This is a genomic window from Wolbachia endosymbiont (group A) of Sicus ferrugineus, from assembly GCF_947251515.1.
Classification (GTDB): domain Bacteria; phylum Pseudomonadota; class Alphaproteobacteria; order Rickettsiales; family Anaplasmataceae; genus Wolbachia.
Genome location: NZ_OX366370.1, coordinates 853,944 through 872,292 on the forward strand (window position 1 = coordinate 853,944; position 18,349 = coordinate 872,292).

Annotated in this window: 15 protein-coding genes, 1 tRNA gene and 1 pseudogene; 9 read left to right on the forward strand and 8 right to left on the reverse strand. The window is 35.2% G+C overall.

Translation table 11 applies throughout. The features are described 5' to 3' along the window. The first annotated feature begins 86 nt into the window (after positions 1-86). The 4 genes from rpmI (at position 87) to purH (ending at position 3,190) form a co-directional block, all read left to right on the forward strand. On the forward strand, positions 87-293 hold the full coding sequence (gene rpmI / locus OPR24_RS04365) for a 50S ribosomal protein L35 (protein WP_064125368.1): 207 nt from the start codon (positions 87-89) through the stop codon (positions 291-293). A 20-nt stretch (positions 294-313) separates the two neighbouring features. Next, the gene (gene rplT / locus OPR24_RS04370) at positions 314-679 is read left to right on the forward strand and encodes a 50S ribosomal protein L20 (protein WP_064125369.1); all 366 of its coding nucleotides are present in this window, start codon (positions 314-316) and stop codon (positions 677-679) included. 19 nt (positions 680-698) lie between these two features. Continuing rightward, positions 699-1,598 carry a methionyl-tRNA formyltransferase gene (gene fmt / locus OPR24_RS04375; protein ID WP_265032798.1) on the forward strand — a complete coding sequence of 300 codons (900 nt, stop codon included), beginning with the start codon at positions 699-701 and terminating at the stop codon, positions 1,596-1,598. An 80-nt stretch (positions 1,599-1,678) separates the two neighbouring features. Further along, on the forward strand, positions 1,679-3,190 hold the full coding sequence (gene purH / locus OPR24_RS04380; protein WP_265032799.1) for a bifunctional phosphoribosylaminoimidazolecarboxamide formyltransferase/IMP cyclohydrolase: 1,512 nt from the start codon (positions 1,679-1,681) through the stop codon (positions 3,188-3,190). Positions 3,191-3,786: 596 nt separating this feature from the next. Here the strand turns inward: purH and gltX are convergent. From gltX to tldD, 3 genes and pseudogenes are all read right to left on the reverse strand, one after another. Beyond that, positions 3,787-5,226 (reverse strand): glutamate--tRNA ligase, encoded by a 1,440-nt coding sequence (gene gltX, locus OPR24_RS04385; RefSeq protein WP_265032800.1) that lies wholly within the window; start codon positions 5,224-5,226, stop codon positions 3,787-3,789. Positions 5,227-5,386: 160 nt separating this feature from the next. Beyond that, positions 5,387-6,398 (reverse strand): annotated as a pseudogene (locus OPR24_RS04390) (IS630 family transposase). Between the two features lie 782 nt (positions 6,399-7,180). Continuing rightward, complete coding sequence (tldD, locus tag OPR24_RS04395; RefSeq protein WP_265032802.1) at positions 7,181-8,599, reverse strand: metalloprotease TldD; 1,419 nt, start codon at positions 8,597-8,599, stop codon at positions 7,181-7,183. Between the two features lie 62 nt (positions 8,600-8,661). Here tldD and OPR24_RS04400 point away from each other — a divergent pair. The 5 genes from OPR24_RS04400 (at position 8,662) to OPR24_RS04420 (ending at position 11,412) form a co-directional block, all read left to right on the forward strand. Further along, positions 8,662-8,746, forward strand: a tRNA-Leu gene (locus OPR24_RS04400). 70 nt (positions 8,747-8,816) lie between these two features. Further along, on the forward strand, positions 8,817-9,323 hold the full coding sequence (locus OPR24_RS04405; RefSeq protein WP_265032804.1) for a hypothetical protein: 507 nt from the start codon (positions 8,817-8,819) through the stop codon (positions 9,321-9,323). A gap of 66 nt (positions 9,324-9,389) precedes the next feature. Continuing rightward, on the forward strand, positions 9,390-9,773 hold the full coding sequence (locus OPR24_RS04410; RefSeq protein ID WP_265032807.1) for a hypothetical protein: 384 nt from the start codon (positions 9,390-9,392) through the stop codon (positions 9,771-9,773). A gap of 152 nt (positions 9,774-9,925) precedes the next feature. Further along, complete coding sequence (locus OPR24_RS04415) at positions 9,926-10,633, forward strand: uroporphyrinogen-III synthase (RefSeq protein WP_265032808.1); 708 nt, start codon at positions 9,926-9,928, stop codon at positions 10,631-10,633. Further along, positions 10,633-11,412, forward strand: coding sequence for an exodeoxyribonuclease III (locus OPR24_RS04420; RefSeq protein ID WP_265032810.1), 780 nt, complete (start codon positions 10,633-10,635; stop codon positions 11,410-11,412). Before OPR24_RS04415 ends, OPR24_RS04420 begins: the two co-directional genes overlap by 1 nt. A gap of 37 nt (positions 11,413-11,449) precedes the next feature. On the opposite strand, the gene OPR24_RS04425 is transcribed toward OPR24_RS04420, so the two are convergent. The 5 genes from OPR24_RS04425 to OPR24_RS04445 all read right to left on the reverse strand — a co-directional run bounded on the left by OPR24_RS04425 (position 11,450) and on the right by OPR24_RS04445 (position 18,347). Next, positions 11,450-12,385: a hypothetical protein gene (locus OPR24_RS04425; RefSeq protein ID WP_320157115.1), complete on the reverse strand. Its 936-nt coding sequence runs from the start codon at positions 12,383-12,385 to the stop codon at positions 11,450-11,452. 228 nt (positions 12,386-12,613) lie between these two features. Beyond that, positions 12,614-15,196 (reverse strand): DNA polymerase I, encoded by a 2,583-nt coding sequence (polA, locus tag OPR24_RS04430; protein ID WP_265032814.1) that lies wholly within the window; start codon positions 15,194-15,196, stop codon positions 12,614-12,616. A gap of 773 nt (positions 15,197-15,969) precedes the next feature. Next, on the reverse strand, positions 15,970-17,220 hold the full coding sequence (locus tag OPR24_RS04435) for a citrate synthase (protein ID WP_253309349.1): 1,251 nt from the start codon (positions 17,218-17,220) through the stop codon (positions 15,970-15,972). Between the two features lie 80 nt (positions 17,221-17,300). After that, positions 17,301-17,570, reverse strand: coding sequence for a 30S ribosomal protein S20 (rpsT, locus tag OPR24_RS04440; protein WP_006279236.1), 270 nt, complete (start codon positions 17,568-17,570; stop codon positions 17,301-17,303). 51 nt (positions 17,571-17,621) lie between these two features. After that, on the reverse strand, positions 17,622-18,347 hold the full coding sequence (locus OPR24_RS04445) for a lysophospholipid acyltransferase family protein (RefSeq protein ID WP_319604560.1): 726 nt from the start codon (positions 18,345-18,347) through the stop codon (positions 17,622-17,624). Positions 18,348-18,349 lie beyond the last annotated feature (2 nt).

The window sequence follows — 18,349 nt, forward strand, 5'->3', positions numbered from 1 at the left end:
ATTTGATTCTTTAATAAAATTATTTATACTAATGCTTAATTACTATTAAAGAACTCAATAGTAGTGTTTGTAAATTTATTTGGAATATGAAGAGAATAAAATTAAAAACCAAATCTTCTGTTAAAAAGCGCTTTCACCTTACAGCTAAGGGTAAAGTCATTTCTACTCAGTCAGGCAAAAGGCATGGCATGGTAAAGAGAAGTAAATCTAATATTCGTAATCAGCGCGGTACAACGATTCTTGGTAAATCTGACTCGCGTATAGTTAAGCTTTATATGCCTTATGGTATTTAACAAAATGGAGGTAAAATAAAATGGCTCGAGTAAAACGTGGAGTCACTACTCACGCTCGTCATAAAAAAATATTGAAACTGGCAAAGGGTTATAGAGGACGTGCAAAAAGCTGTTATAGAATTGCATTACAAAGAGTTGAAAAAGCACTGCAATATGCTTACAGAGACAGAAGAACCCGTAAACGTGATTTCCGTAGCTTATGGATAATACGTATTAATGCAGCAGCAAGAGAGCATGGGCTTACTTATGGTAGGTTTATGCATGGTCTTACACTTGCCGGCATTGATTTAAATAGAAAAATTCTTGCTGAGATGGCCGTTAATTATAAGGATGATTTTGCCAAATTAGTAGAAGCTGTAAGTGGTAAATTAGCGGAGAATTCTTAAAGCAAAAACACTTGAAAGCATGAGAATTATTTTCATGGGATCACCAGGATTTGCTGTTAATTCTCTGAGCTTGTTACTGAAATCAAAGAGCGAAGTGGTAGCAGTATACACCAAGGCTCCAAAACCTTCAGGACGTGGACAGAAGCCAACGAAATCTCCAGTACATGTTATCGCTGAAGAAAGTAACATAGAGGTATGTACTCCTATCTCTCTAAAGTTTTTGGCAGAGCAAGAAAAATTTAGAAATTTCAAACCAGACGTTGCAGTTGTTGCTGCGTATGGATTGATACTTCCAAGAAAAATTTTGAATATTCCTAAATATGGTTGTATTAATATTCATCCTTCATTACTACCAAGGTGGCGTGGTGCAGCTCCGATACAGCACACAATTTTAGCAGGAGATCAAGAAACCGGGGTTAGCATTATGCAATTGGATAAAGGATTAGATTCCGGCCCTATTTTAAAACAGGAAAAATTTCTTATCGAAAAGAACGATAACTACAAGACATTGCATGATAAATTGTCTGAATTAGGCAGTGATTTACTGCTGAAAGTGCTAAACGAAATTGAAAAACAGGTTCCCTTAAAACAGAACGATAATGATTCATGTTACGCTGACAAAGTGGAAGACTATAAAATTTATGCAAGTGATGCTTGTGAGGTTGCTTATAGAAAGGTTAAAGCGTTTTACCCAAAAGCGTTCATCAAGATAGAGAATAAACGTATCAGGATACTTGATGCTGACTTTGAAGCTCTCGCTTCAGAACAAGGTAAGATTGTTAACGATAATATGCACATAAGTTTAAAAGGTGGCACTTTAATTCCTAAAGTTGTACAAATGGAAGGGAGAAATCCTTGCAGTATTGAAGATTTTATTCGTGGCTTGAAATCAAGCATGGTAAAAAAATTTATAGAATAGTCTGCTTTAAATTAGTGTAGAAATATAATAGCTAAATTTCCTTTTCTTAGATATAATCTTAAAAAACTTTCTGTACAAAAATGAAAATAAAAAGAGCTTTAATATCAGTATACGACAAAACGAATATAATTGATCTTGCATCGTTTTTAATGCAGCAACAAATAGAAATTCTCTCAACGGGAAATACTTATAAAGCACTATCTGATGCCGGAATAAAAACACAAGAGGTCTCAGATTACACACAATTTCCAGAGATACTGGGTGGTAGAGTAAAAACTTTACACCCTAAAATTCATGGAGGAATACTTTGCAATAGAGAAAAGCACAAAACGGAAATGCAAAATCTAGGTGTTGAGCCAATAGACCTGCTTATAACTAACCTATACCCATTTTGGGAGACAGTAAGTAGCGGCTCAAATGAAGATCAAATTATAGAACAAATTGATATCGGCGGAGTGGCGTTAATTAGAGCTGCAGCAAAAAACTTTTGTTTTACCTCAGTTATTTCTAGCATTCAAGACTATGAAGCACTAAAAGCTGAGATGATAAAAAATAACAATGAAACAACATTGGAATATAGAAAACATTTAGCAACCAAAGCATTTGCTCTCACTGCACACTATGATTCTAATATTCACAGTTGGTTTTTATCCCAGAGTAAAAATAATGAGTTGCCAGAGTTTTTTGCACTATATGGACATAAAGTACAAGAACTCAGGTATGGTGAAAATCCCCATCAAAAAGCTGCATTTTATAGTAATCAATTTACCAAATATCCGCTAGAAAAAATACATGGGAAAGAGTTGAGTTATAATAATATAGTAGATATAGAGTCCGCACTTAACATAATTTCTGAGTTTAAAGAGCCTGCAGCAGTGATAATAAAGCACAATAACCCATGTTGCACTGCTGTTGGTGATAATGCTTTGGAGGCATATGAAAAGGCCCTATCGTGTGATGAAGTAAGCAGTTTTGGTGGTATAGTAGCTTTAAATCGGGAGATAGATTTAAAGCTAGCAGAAAAATTAAACGAGATATTTTTGGAAGTAGTGATAGCACCTTCAGTCAGCAATGAAGCACTAAAAATTTTGCAAAGAAAGAAAAATTTAAGAGTGATTATTCATAAATCTTTCCAACAAAATGTGAAATACCAAACTAAAAATGTTGTTGGTGGGTTTTTGGTGCAAGAAAATAATGACCACACAATAAAAGCAGAACAAGTAACAGAATGCACTACAACAGAAAAAGAAAAGGAAGATCTTATTTTTGCCTGGAAAATATGTAAACATGTGAAATCCAACGCAATAGTTATAGCAAAAGATGGTTGTGCTATTGGCATCGGTTCAGGGCAAACAAGCAGAATAGATAGTGTGAACATTGCAGTAAAAAAAGCAGGTGAAAAATGTAAAGGTGCAGTGCTTGCTTCAGATGCATTTTTTCCATTCCCAGATAGCATAGTAGAAAGTGCAAAACATGGAATTACAGCTATAATTCAGCCTGGTGGCTCGCTGAAAGATCAAGATGTGATAAAAGCTGCAAATGAAAATAAAATTGCTATGTTTTTCACTGGCGTTCGCAGTTTTTTCCATTAGGTTTTGTGTCTTATGGCTAGAGATTTTTCCATATCATACCACCATAACTGTACGAACGTTGTGATTTGAGTCCACAAGGGAGGATGTCATTCAAGTAGCCTACTTCCCCTGTCATCCCAGTGCCCAGACACTGGGATCCAGGAAAGTTTGCTTGTAAGCAAGCAAACTATCATAGAAAGTGGTTGTTAAAACACAACGTTTTCGATTAGATTATATGGAAAACTAGATTCCAGCGTCACGCGCTGGAATGACACCACTTTCGGTCTCTTAAATTGCTTCAGCTACAAACATTAAGAAATTTACCAAACGAAAAAAAAGGCAAAAGAAATCCTGTGTTAGCTAGTTGTCACTCTCTAATCCTGCAAATTGGCGTACTATACTGTCTTAAACGACTTATAAGCGCGTTTCAGCTTGTGTAGGTAAAAACCTAGAAATATTGTGAAGACATAAGGTGCACATAGTGCAAAAAATTAAAAATAAGACGCCAACTACCTTGTTTTCTTGCTGTTTAATCTGCACAGATGAAGATAACTGAATACCTTCAGTTTCATGATAAGGGGGCTGGCTAGGCTTGTCAAGGAATTTTCTTATTTCATTTAAATTGCTTGTAACCTTCTTATACACTCGTCTTTACCAAGAATCACCATGATATCGATGATTCCAGGTGCATCCATTACTCCAGTTATAGGGGCACGTAATGAGTGGTATACACCGCTTATTTTCATATCATGTGATTTTGCACATTCCTTGATCTGAGAAGATAAAAAACCCTTATTCCAATTTTCATCACCGATCTTTGACAGAAATGATGCGAGTAACTTAATTATATTGAGGTTAGATTTGACAATTTGACAAGCTTCTTCACTTAAATCAAGTGGCGGATCTTGAATATAAAATTTTGCTAAATCCAATAATTCGGTCAGGTAGTTTGCTCTTTTTTTCAGCTCTGTCAGTCCCTGCAGTAAATAGCCCTTTTTTTTGTCAGTTAGAGTATTTTCTCTAAGCATTAGAGTCAGAATATCTTCATTGCTCATATTACTAATATAGTGGTTATTCAAATGCTCCAGTTTTTTGAAATCGAGCCGTGCAGGTGAACGACCAATACTTTCTAAATTAAACCACTCTATTGCTTGCTCATCGCTAATAATCTCATCGTTGCCGTGACTCCAGCCAAGTCTCAGCAAGTAATTACGCATCGCTTTTGGCAATATTCCCATCTTTTCATAATCGCAAACGCTTGTGGCACCATGCCTTTTGGATAGCTTATTCCCATCTTCCCCATGGATAAGCGGCACATGTGCAAAGCGTGGAATGTCAAAATCAAGAGCCTGGTATATTAGCAGCTGTTTAAAGGTATTAGTGAGATGGTCAGAGCCACGTATTACATCAGTTATTCCAGCATCATGATCGTCAACCACTACGGCAAAAATATATGTTGGAGTGTTATCAGAGCGTAAGATCACTATATCATCAAGCTGCTCACTACTTACTTTGATTTGGCCGTATATTTTATCATCAATGACGATCTCTTGCGAGTCTGGCACTTTGAAACGGATAACTGACCTCACACCCGATGTCATTCCAGCGCGTGACGCTGGAATCCACATATTTTTTTCTGGATCCCAGTGTCGAGCACTGGGATGACAAGAAGGAGGTTTTGTAGTACATTTATGCTTGTATATCTTGCCCTCTTCTCTTGCTTTTATTTTCTTTTCTGCAACTTCATCCTCAGGGCAATAACAGTGATACGCCCTACCCTTCTCAACTAAAAGGTTTGCTACTTCTTTATGCCGCTCTATTCTTTTTGACTGATATACTATTTCTCCATCATAACTCACACAGAGCCATTTTAGCCCTTCTATAATTGCATCAATTGCTTCTTGTGTTAAACGTTTTCTGTCGGTGTCCTCAATCCTTAGCAAAAACCTGCCACCATGGTGCCTCGCGTAGAGCCAATTAAATAACGCAGTACGAGCCCCTCCAATGTGCAAAAACCCTGTTGGTGATGGAGCGAATCTCGTGACTACGTCTGGCATGTTATTGTTACAGTAAAGTATAGGCTATGATACCTAAAATCCACGTTTGTAACAACGCGTAATTACTGTAATTTACTTATTCTTAAAAGATAAAATTTTATTGATTTTGCATAAATTGTGTTGTATACCTAGTGTTGGTTGAATATAGTTATACTAATTCTCATTGTTGGTCAGTCAAATAGGAGAAATTGCAGAGTTGTTTAATTGTGGAGCTGGCAAGAGAAGTAATAAATTTGCACAAAGCACCCTAAAGCAGAGCAATTGTATCGTATATTTTATTGCGCAAAATGTTCTGTTTTATATATAACCAAAGCCTCTCAACAAGATTTAGCTCAGGTGAATATGTAGGTAGGTATATAATGTCGATATTTTTAGCTACCTTTAAATTTTTTGACCTATGCCAACTAGCACAGTCCATAACGAGAAAAGCCTCTCGTGTTTCTAGATATTGCGACATCTGCTCAAGAAATATGTTCATGCAATCAGTGTTGACATTTGGTGCAAATAAGCTAGAACTCTCTCCATTTCTAGGATTAACCGCACTATAGAGATAGAAATTTTGCCTAACTAATTTTGTTTTAACCTGTGTTCTAATCCCCTTTTTAAACCACCCATGTCCAACCTTTGAATGTGTGCCAAACCTTGATTCATCAAAGAAAAATAGCTCTTTTTCTGGATACTTGCCAATAACTTCATTGAGATTTTTTTTTGAATTCCTCTTGTTTACTTTTATCTTGTACGTTGTGTACTGGTCTTGGTGTAATATATGAAAATTTCATCTTTTGCATATGGCGGTGTACTGTAGATTTGCTGATATTTAATCCGAACTTTTCCTGGATTCTTATTCTCATTTCTTTAATGGTAATATTAGGATTTTCTTCTATACATGCTTCAATTTGCTGTAGTTGAGCCTGATTTAATTTAGTTTTTCTACGGCGTGATGGAGGAGCAAACAGTTTTTCTTCTCTGCCAAATTTCAAGAGTTTTATCCACGAAGTTAGTGCGCTTCTTGAAATTCAATATATTTTTGCTACAGCCGTTATACTATGCTTTTTTGCCGCAATTACAGCATTTAGTTTTTTTGAAACATATGCATTGTTCCTTACTTTCTTCAGCATTTCTTTTGCTGATTCTACTACTTTTTCATCCAATAATTTTGATCTTAATGCCATTTATACCTCGCTACTTCACTTACTTTAGTATGGCTTTTTTTCCATTATTGTCTATCCGTTCTTTGTATAGTGGGAATTGGTATGAGTTGGTGAGTATAAAAGTATAGCTAACGCGAGCTCTGCGTCATACCGTGATTCATTCGCGGTATCTCAGCCGCTAACACATAGCGGGATGACAGCAATCCTACGTCATACCGCCGCGTTATCTCTAGATCCCGCTAACACGTAGCGGGATGACGGTTTTCAGGGTAGTACCTTCCCCTGTCATCCCAGTGCCCAGACTACTTGGATCCAGAAAACTTAACTTTAAATAAGTGGCTGCATAATAAAGACTAGATTCCAGCGTCACGCGCTGGAATGACACCATTTTCGGTCTCTTAAATTGCTTTAGCTACAAACATTAAGAAATTTACCAAACGAAAAAAAAGGCAAAGAACTCCCGTGGTGCGAGTTTTGACTCTCTAATACTTTAATTGGCGCTGTAATAATGTGCTGACGCTTAGTTTAAGCGCGTTTTGGCTGAATGCAGAAAAAATTTAAAAGACATGCAGCCGCTATAATTTTATGTAATCCGCCAAAAAATACCCTAAGTTTTTTACTGAATTTTGTCATTGAGCCTGCAGGTCAAAAACAAGTTTTGAGTCATAAATACCCTTATTGTCATAATAAGGGGCCTGGCGGAGTTTGTCAAGGAAGTTTTTCGTTTCTGCGGGCTACTTGAATAACGGCTACAATGTTTGTACAATTGTGCGTCATGCGCTGGAACCCGTTTTAGCCCTTATCTATATCTCAGTTCCACCAACAGTTATTGCGTCGACTTTGAGTGTTGGTTGACCAACTCCAACGGGCACATTTTGTCCATCTTTTGAGCATGTGCCAACACCGGGGTCCAACTTTAAGTCGTTGCCAACCATTGATACTTTTTTTAGCACTGTTGGCCCATCACCAATTAGTGTTGCTCCTTTGACTGGCTGTGTAATTTTACCATTTTCTATTAAGTAAGCTTCTGAAGATGAAAAAACAAATTTCCCTGACGTTATATCAACTTGCCCACCACCGAAATTTACTGCATACAGACCTTTCTTTACGCTAGATATTATTTCTTCCGGCGTATGTTTCCCTGGTAACATATAGGTGTTTGTCATGCGCGGCATAGTAACTTCTTTATAACTTTCTCTTCTACCATTACCAGTTGGATTCACACCCATGAGTTTAGCATTCATATGATCCTGCATGTAGCCTTTGAGAATTCCATCCTTTATCAATACATTATAACTGGGTGGAGTACCTTCATCATCTATGCTAATAGAACCACGCAAATTATGCAGAGTTCCATCATCAACTACTGTGATGCCACTAGCTGCTACTTGTTTACCAATAGAATTTGAAAATGCTGAGACTCCTTTACGATTAAAATCGCCTTCGAGTCCATGACCCACAGCTTCATGCAACAATACTCCCGGCCAGCCCGGACCTAGAATAACTGCCATTTCTCCGGCCGGAGTTGGAATTGCTTCAAGATTTACCAGTGCTTGTTCCAAAGCCTGGTTTGCAACTTCTTTCCACTTTTTCTTAGAAATAAACTTACTATAAGAATCCCTTCCACCGTGTCCTGCGGAGCCTCTCTCGGTTCGACCATCTTTCTCTACGATGACTAACACATTAAAACGTACCAGAGGCCTGATATCGCTTAATCTGTGATCACCCTTTATTATTTGTACGACTTGCCATTCTCCACTTAGAGTTATTTTTACTTGCTTCACGCAGTTATTCTTGGACCTTACATACTCATTAACCTCATTGAGTAGTTTAATCTTTGAATTCAGATCCATTTCATTTGTAGGGTTAATCCTCGAATATAGGCTTTTTGTCTCTTCATTTAAATTTATTGAATTTGTCTTGTTTAAAGACACTGAGCTTTTTACCATAGAAGCAGCATTACTAATTTCTTTTTCGCTAATCTCAGAAGAACAAACGAAAGATGTACTATCCTCACAAAAAGACCTTAAACCAAATCCCCTTCTGGTATTCAAATCCACGTGTTTTAATATATTGTCATCAAAAACTAGGGACTCCGACTGGAAAAATTCTAGAAACAGCTCACCACCATCGCTATTGCTCAAAGCGTTATTGACTATTTTATATACGTTATTAATATTAACATTGTTTTGAGCGAAAAATATTTGATCTAGATTTGGCATTACCTTTGAACTAAAAATTGTTTAAGTATATTATTTAACTTTAACATAGTAAACTATAAAAAGCCCGGGTGGCGGAATTGGTAGACGCGCTAGCTTCAGGTGCTAGTAACTTTTTAAGTTGTGGAAGTTCAACTCTTCTCTCGGGCACTCTTAGCTTCCATATTGCTTGTTGAATTAGTTAATGCTACAATATAACGTATTAGGTAATATTTATGCTATGTATGGTGAAAAAGATAAGTTAGCCTACAGAAAGAAGGTACGAACTTACTCGAAACGCTTAGTTACTGCGCTATCTACTGCCCTTTTTATTGGATATATAGCAACATTAGTCTTTAATATTTCTGGGCTAAGTGTACATTCTGCCGCTCTTAGTATCACACTAAGTGCAATTTCACTTGGCTTAAATTCATGGTCACGTACTGATCACTTTCGAAAATGCGAGCTTAATGAGCAGCTTGGTGTAAAAAACTCTCCTGGACAAAAAAAATTAACGAAGATCTATCTTGATATAATATCCAGCGTTTCATTTCTAATAGGAGGTATTGCATCTATGTCGCTTTTTGAGTCTTCTGTTATCTATTTTGTTTCTACACCTTTTTTTATTTTAGGTTGTGCTATTATGGCAACTAATATCATTCGGACTTTGATCAGCAAACCACAGGCAGAAAAACCTACTGATACCCTCTCTCCATCTGTAAAAGCAGTTCAAGTGTCAACAAGTTAACTTATTTGACTTGTATAGGAATATTAGCTATAATATTAATAGTTTAATAATAAAAGAGGTTAGTATATGGATTTTTTAAACAGTCACCCAGATTTTTTTGAGGATAATGCTTATTATGTAATATCTGAATATAATACGGATAATCGAGATCTTACAGATCTTAGTACATATGTAGTAGAACGTGATGCATATGAGAATTTGGTATTCAAAAACTTATATACATATATACGTTCGGATGGAAACGTACATAAAGATATAATGCTTAATCCAAAATCTTTACAGATAGAAGAGAGGATAGAAGATAGCAGAATCGAACAGTGTTATACAAATAACTATAAGATAGATAATGGAACTTTATCTTTAGATGAGAGAGAATTAGTATTCAATATAACTCCAGGTAAATGGAATGATTCAACAGAGTTCAATGTAATTAGCATTAAAAAAGTATAAGTGAATTTAAAGCTTAGTGGTAAATAGGGGACTGAGTATCCTTATTTCAACATCAATTACTTGAATAGTTGCTCAAGCCATCAAAATAAAAATTTTTATTCAGTAATTTATTTATAAAGGATATGATCTTACCAATAGTGGAGCAAATCAGAATGAAGTCTATTTTATTAACGAGGCCTTTATTGGACTCGTTCAATACAAGAAATATATTGAGAAAGTATGGATACAAAGTTTTTATAGAACCAGTATTCACAATAAAGTACTTAAATCCTGATATATCTGCACACGAATTTGACGTTGTAATATCTACAAGTAAAAACAGTGTAAAGGCTTTTAGTCAAATATGCAAAGTGGGTGACTTTCCGATTATTACGGTTGGTAATTCAACCATGCAGGCTGCAAAAAATTTGGGATTTTCTGATATAATCTCAGCAGACAGCAACGTTGATGGTCTGATATCATTCATAAAAGCTCATTATTCAAACGCAATAAAGTTCTTGTATATAAGGGGACAAGAAGTATCATGTGACCTAAAAAAGAGATTATCTGAAGAAGATTTTAATGTAAGAGAAGTTGTACTCTATAAAACAATTATAAAAAGGAGTCTAACTAATAGGTGTAAAAATTTACTGTTGGATGGTAAAATTGATAGTGTTGCTTTTTTTTCCTCACAGACAGCAAGGGTATTTTGTTCATTAGTTCTAAAAAGTGGGCTATCTCATGTGATGAATAATACAGTTGCATATACCATGAGTAAAAACATTGCTGATAGTTTAAGGTTAATCAAATGGAAAAAAATTATAACATCGAGGTTGCCTACTGGGGAGAGTTTAATTGATATAATTAATAAGGATTGTTGATGCTAAAGATTGCAACTTGGAACGTAAACTCCATACGTAAAAGAGTTAACCAACTTTGTAGTTTTATAGTTGATAATCAGATAGATATAATTTTGCTGCAAGAGATAAAATGTACGGAAGAGCAATTTCCTTATGCAGAGATAGAGAAGCTGGGATATGAATGTGCTGTCTATGGACAAGTTGCAAGAAATGGCGTTTGTGTTTTATCTAAATATCCGATACTGGAAAAATTAAAAATTGATGTTGTAGAGAGTCATCAAGAAGCACGTTATATAGAATGTGTGATAAAGTATACCAATAGTAAGATAAGGGTAGGAAGTGTATACGTTCCAAACGGTCAAAGCCCAGACTCTCATACGTTTGAGTATAAACTCAAGTTTTTTGATAACCTATATGAAAGGATGAGCACTTTGTTGAAGAATGAAGAGTTAACTATTATAGCTGGTGATTATAATGTTGCACTGGATGAAATTGATGTTTTTGATTCAAATTTATTGAATGGCCAAGTGTGCTTTCATATAAAAGAACGTGAGAAGTTAAGAGCAATCTTGAATCTTGGGTTTAAAGACACGTTTAGAATATCCCACCCCAATTTGCAACAATTCACTTGGTGGCATTATCAAGGCAATTCACTCAGAAACAATCAAGGAATGCGAATAGATTATATGCTACTATCGCCACAAGCTGTAGATAAATTGGAAACATGCTACATAGATGATAGATTGCGTAAGCTAGAAAACCCGTCTGATCATACTCCTGTTGTATGCGTTATAGAATAATAGTAGACCTCTTACACAACTCACTTTATTGGCAAACTCAGGTAGTCTTACTTGGTTGCTGCCCTGTGTTTTGAGCTAGCTGATCTACAGCAACTTGTTCAAGCATAGTAGACTGCTTACTTTCTTCGTTTCTTACCTGGGAAATTTGTTCAGAAACAGGCTGTTGTTCACTCTTTTCTTTTCCTTGGGAAATTTGTTCAGAAACAGAAGTGAGTTGCTCACTCCCTTTAGCTTTCTCGACTGGGGTTCCTAAAATTTTATTGATACCATCGCTAATTTCATTACCCCATTCTTTTCTTTCCTTTTCATCTTGTGAATGAGGGTTATATAAAGTACCTTTTTTGTCATTTGAAAAAAGAACCTCCACTCCTCCTTTTATGGCGAATATTGTACCAATAACAGCAGCAACTATCGCGAGTGTAGTAGGACCAAAAATTAATATTGAAGCAATGGAAAAAGAAATAGGAAGAAAAATCTTACGTAAGAACGTTGTTACCATCTCTTCATCACTGAGCGGTGGTTCATCCTCTTCTTTTTTATCTTTACCTAAGAATGGTATTTTTTCTTTCACCTCATTCATAAAAGAGCTGGAAATATTTTTTGGGTCTATCTTTATTCCAAACGGCCACCCAGTAAGCTTTATGAATGAATCTTTAGCTTCTGTACCGCGTATATCAGCTACACATTCAGCTACTTCTTGCTTTATTTTGTCATTCTTTAAATTCTCTTCACTAGCTAAATTTTTTTCTCTAATTTTTTCAAATACGGAAAGTAAAAACTGAAGAAAATTTTCTTCACTTAGTAACTTTATATCTTCTTGATTAATATTATTGAATATACCTTCATGATTTTTTGATATAAAAGTAAAAATTTTCTTTTCATTTCCATTCTGTAATCGCTCTAATCGTTCATCTAATAACCCCAGATCATTCTGTAATTCTTGTTTTTCTCGATCTGGAAGTTCTTCTTTCAATTTCTGTTTCTTCTTTTCTATTTCCTGTTTCGTTTGCTTTTCTGGATTTTCTAAAGTATCTAGGAAAGCACGATAGATTGCCTGATATTCCTCTTTTTCAAAAATTTTCTCATCTTTGTTAGTTACCTGAGTAGGTAACTTTGGAGGTTTTGAACTTTTTACTTGTGGGCCTGTCATGGCTGACCTATTTGCATTTACCTATGCTATAATTGTAGCATATTTTTCGTATTAGTTCAAATGATTTATTCTCTTAGAACTCACGATGTTTAAGTCATAATTAAGAGAATTTAGACCCCAGTTGTCGCCAATTTTTACTTCCACTTCAAGTGGTATAGAAATTTCTATTGCATTTTCCATTACGTCTTTCATAAGTTTTGCTGTTTCTTGTACCTTTTCGTCTTCTACTTCAACCAGTAGTTCATCGTGAACTTGGAGGATTATTTTACCTATCTTCAGCTGATCAAAAAGCTGAATCGTCGCACGTTTTATTATATCAGCAGCAGTTCCTTGCAGTGGTGCATTTATTGCTGCCCTTTCTGCAAATTGTCTCATATAAGGAATTGTATTGTGTATGTCTCTGACGAAGCATCTCCTGCCAAACAAAGTTTCTACATAACCATGCAATCTTGCGATAGACACTGCTTTTTCCATATAGGCCTTTATTTCTGGGTAACAGGAAAAATAGTAATTAATGTATTCAGCAGCCTCTTGAAAGGTAATTCCAAGCCGCTTTGCAAGACCAAATGGGCTAATGCCATATATAATTCCAAAATTAATGGATTTTGCTTTGCGTCTTAATTGCTCATCTATTTCTTGCACTCCAAAAACTTGCCTAGCGGTGATATCGTGAATATCTTGTCCATTTGCAAAAGCTTCTTTAAATGCTGCAACGTTTGCAACGTGTGCTAGAAGTCTTAACTCTATTTGTGAATAGTCGGCAGAAATTATCTTGTATCCTTTTGGTGCAATAAACGCTTGTCTGATAAGATTTCCCTCTTCGCTTCTGATAGGAATATTCTGTAAATTAGGATTGCTGGAGCTCAGCCTTCCAGTTGCAGTTGCAGTCGTTGAAAAGTTTGTGTGTATCCTACCATCAATGGGATCAACTTGCTTTATTAGCGCATCAGTGTAGGTGCCTTTTAATTTACTTAAATGTCGCCAATTTAGAATTTTACTTGCGATTTCTACCCCTTCTTCTTCGAGTGCCTCTAGAACTTCATAATTGGTGCTATACGATCCAGATTTTGACTTTTTCTTTTTATTAAGCCCCATTTTATTAAATAAAACATCACTTAATTGCTTTGGCGAAGCAATATTAAATCTTTCCCCTGCTAAGTTATATATCTCATCTTCAAGCACGGCAATTACCTGCTGAAATTTATCGGATAGCTCCTGTAGTTTTTGAATATTTAGCAATATTCCATTTTTCTCCATATCAAATATTACTTTCATAAGTGGCTTATCGAAGCGCTCATAAATTGTGAACAATTTTTCCTGAAATAACCTTTGCTTTAGCTTTTCATGAATTGCTATTAAAGTTTTTGCCGAGAAAATTTCTACATCTCCACTCAAATTATGTGCAATTATGTTTGGAATACTGTGATCATGCTTTCCTGTATCCAAGCTATACGACATTATCATCAAATCATCAACTGAATCTAGCATCTTCTCCACTGTAGGGAAGATTTTCCTCATCTCTTTAATGTTATGTATTATTTTAAGCACCCCATTTGAGAGTAAAGTTGAGTTAATTATAACGAGTGCATCTTGTATGCTGTCCTGCTCTATATAAAAAATATTACTTTCGCTATAAGATAAGGAAATTTTATTTAATAAGTTGTTTTCAAAGTGGCAATGAATTGCAATTTTGCCTTCATATTTACAATGCTCCAAAAATTTCTCTAACTCTTCACTACTATATTCTGTTTTCTTTTCTGTGCTAGATCCATTGTAAGAAAAAAGCTTTTCCATTTTACCTATTAAGGAATTGAATTCATACTTCTTTAAAAAGGATAATAGTTTCTCCATATTTGGAGAATGGACTTCATATTTTGCAATATCATGTTGAAGGTCTACTTTTTCGCATAGTGATAAAAGTTCTCTTGAAATTAATGCTTTTTCCTTATGTTCGGTAAGAATATTACGAATCCTCGTTTGCTCGATGTTATCAATGTTCTCTATAATATTATTCAATGAATCAAATTCATCTAGTAATTTAGCTGCAGTCTTCTGACCTATTCCTGGAACACCTGGAATGTTGTCAGATGCATCACCAGTTAGAGAAAATAAATCAAGAAGCTTATGTGAGTTTACACCAAATTTTTCTATTACTTGTTTTTCATCTATGTATATATTTTTAATGGGGTCGAATATTAAAATATTGTGGTTCAAGAGTTGAAATAAATCTTTATCTGATGAAACGACTACCACTTTAAAGTCTTGGTGATTGGCGTATTTTGCAGCTAGTGTTGCGATTATGTCATCTGCTTCATAACCTTCAATTTCTTCATAGCTGAGGTTAAAAGCTTCTACCGCTTCCCTCAGTATGGTAAACTGTGGAGTTAGATCCTCAGGAGGTGTTACTCTGTTTGCTTTGTACTCAGGATATAAATTGTGCCTAAAATTCTTTTTCCCTGCATCAAGTGCTATAGTTAAGTAGTCCGAATGGGCAATGTACTTAAGAACCATATTCAGAAAGCCATATACACCACCTATTGGCATTCCTGTTGTGGTAATTAAGTGAGGTAGTACATAGTAAGCTCTGAAAAGAAAACCATAGCCATCGATGATTGTGAAAGTTTTTTCTTTCATTGTAGATATTTATGCGTGCTTTTGATGGTCCACTATTTAGCTGCGAAAATCAAGTTTTTGTTTTTCTGCTTTTGAGCATTGTAAGAGATCCTGCCGAAAATAGCATTCATGCATGGTTATACCAATTAGACTTCTTGCATAACCATATGACGAACTTTTATTGGGAATAGAAACGAAAAAACTTACTTGACAAACTCCGCCAGCCCCCTTATCATCGCATTAAGGGTATTTATAACTCAAAACTTGTTTTTGACCTGCAGGCTCAATGACAAAATTCAGTAAAAAACTCAAGGTATCTTTTGGCGGGTTACATAAAATTATAGCGGCTGCATGTCTTTTAAAATTTTTCTACATTCAGCCAAATCGCGCTTAAACTAAGCTTCAGCACATTATTACAGCGCCAATTTAAAGTATTAGAGAGTCAAACTCGCTACTCGGGGTTTCTTTTGCCTTTTTTTACTTGGTAAATTTCTTAACGTTTGTAGCTAAAGTAACTTAGGTTCACCGACAATCGTCATCCCGCTACTTGTTAGCGGGTGAGATACTGCGGCGGTATGACGGTTCGCGGTGGTATGACGATAACCTCGTCATCCTGCTACGTGTTAGCGGATGAGATACCGCGAATGAATCGCGGTATGACGTGTTGCTTGGGTCAGCTATAGAGCACAGTTTTGGAGTAGGATCTTCAGTTGCTCTCTGGTAATAAAAAAATATTTGAAGATCTTAGAAGTTAAATTGCTCAAAGAAAAATTGTGAATGAAGTGAAAATAAATTTATTTACCAAAATAGAGTTGCCTTGGTCTACAGATCTTAGTTTCTTTATCATTTATCATTTCATACCACTGAGTAACCCAACCAGTGGTTCTTGCAAGTGCAAAAATAGGCGTGAACATATTTGAGGGAATATCGATAGCATTCATTATTATACCTGAGTAAAAATCAACATTTGGATATAACTTACGCACGATAAAATATTCATCCTTTAAAGCTATTTCTTCAAGTTTTTTTGCAATTTTGAGCAATTCATTATTTTGTTCTAGTTTACTTAGAACCTCATGACAAGCGTCTTTCAATATCCGCGCGCGCGGATCATAATTTTTATAAACACGATGTCCAAATCCCATCAATTTAAATGGATCTTTATCATCTTTAGCTTTTTCGATGAATTTATCTATATCTTCACTTTGCTCTATCTCTTTTAGCATATTTATAACTGCTTCATTAGCTCCACCATGTGCTGGTCCCCAAAGTGTAGCAACTCCTGCAGAGAGGCTTGCAAACAGATTAGAACCAGCCGATCCCACCAATCTGACAGCCGCCGTAGAAGCATTCTGTTCATGATCAGCATGGAGAGTAAATATTTTATCCAGAGCTTTTGCAAAAAGGGCGCTTTTATCATTATCAACAGCATCGCCAAATATCATCTTTAAGAAATTTTCACTGTAACTTAATTCATTGTTAGCATTTATGAATTCCTGATTGTTGATATGCCTATAAATCATTGCAACAATTGCAGGAACTTGTGCTATTGCAGAAATTCCAAAATCTAAATCTTCACCATTGACATTGTTGCCATGTGTTTCATGGTAAGATGCTGACAAATTTGCAAAACATGCAACTAAAATCGACATAGGGTGAGCAGTTTTTGGAAATGCTTTGATTACATTTGTAACTTGCTCTGATACTTTGGATGATTCTTGTATTTTGAGAAGAAATTTTTTGTGTTGCTCTGAACTGGGTAGTTCACCATAGAGTAATAAATAAATCACAGCAGTAAAACTATTATTCTCTGCCAAATCAGCTATATCATGTCCCCTATATTTAAGAACTCCTTCATCTCCATCAATAAATGTAATCGAAGAAGAACATGAAGCTGTGGAAACAAACCCCGGATCATAAGTGAATAATCCTGTCGTCTTATATAAATCCTTGATATTTAACACGTCAGGACCTATTGTTCCACTTAATATGGGTAGCTCAATTTTTAATCCATTACTTAGTTCTAATAGCACTTTTTTATCCATCACTTAAGCTACTTAAATTTTATACAGAATATACAAACTGAAGAGTATATATTAATACAGTTAACTTTACATTAACCGTATTAAGCGGTCATCAATGCTTTTACTTTTGCATTTAAGCGACTTATTTTACGCGCAGCAGTATTCCTATGAATAACACCTTTATTCACACACTTGTGTAAATTAGATTCAGCATTCCGAAATGCCAGAACAACATTTTCTTTGTCGCCAGACTTGATTATATCAACCAATTTTCTAATAGCGGTGCGAGTTTTACTTTTCCGCATCTTATTTATTAAAGTACGCTTTGCTATTACCTTTATCATTTTTTTAGCACTCTTATGATTTGCCATATATTAATACCTAAAATACTGTACTTTTTTTTTAATTATAAAGTTTTTTTGTTAATTTGCAATATCAGTTTTTTCTATGGTTAATCTACTGCTTCTCTCTTCAATAATTTTTTCTAAACTTTGCAAGAATTCATTTTTGTTTAACCCAGGATATATTGGGGGCAATATTTCTATTACTGCCTTTCCGGGATTCTTTCTCAGAGAAAGTATGCTTTTTGGCCAAAACAAACCAGTGTTTAAAGCAACCGGTAACACAGGAACAGATAATACGCTATATAAAGCAGCAATACCTGGTTGATATTTTATATTTTGGTTTATAGTCGTTCTTGTACCTTCAGGAAATATTATTATGCTTCTATTTTCTTTTATACGCATTTTTGCTAGTTTAATTATATGGCGTATAGAACTGATACCATCTGAACGGTTAATAAAAATCATTTTCAGCGCTATAAGATGTAAACCAATGAATGGAATCCATTTCAATTCACGTTTTAAAATAAAAACCGCTTTTCTAAATAGTAGTATAAAAATAAATGTTTCAAACGGAGATTGGTGTTTAGATGCAATGATAAAAGGTTGCTTAGGAATGTTTTCCATTCCCCTCACTTCATATTTAATGCCACATAATAAACGCAGCATGAATAATACAACTCTAACCGAACAGACGAGGAAAATGGTTATTACATACTCAGGAAAGAAAATTACAGGGAGAGCAATTAAAGTATAGAATACTTCCCATAATATAAGGAAGAAATTAAACAATAAACTTGAAATCACAA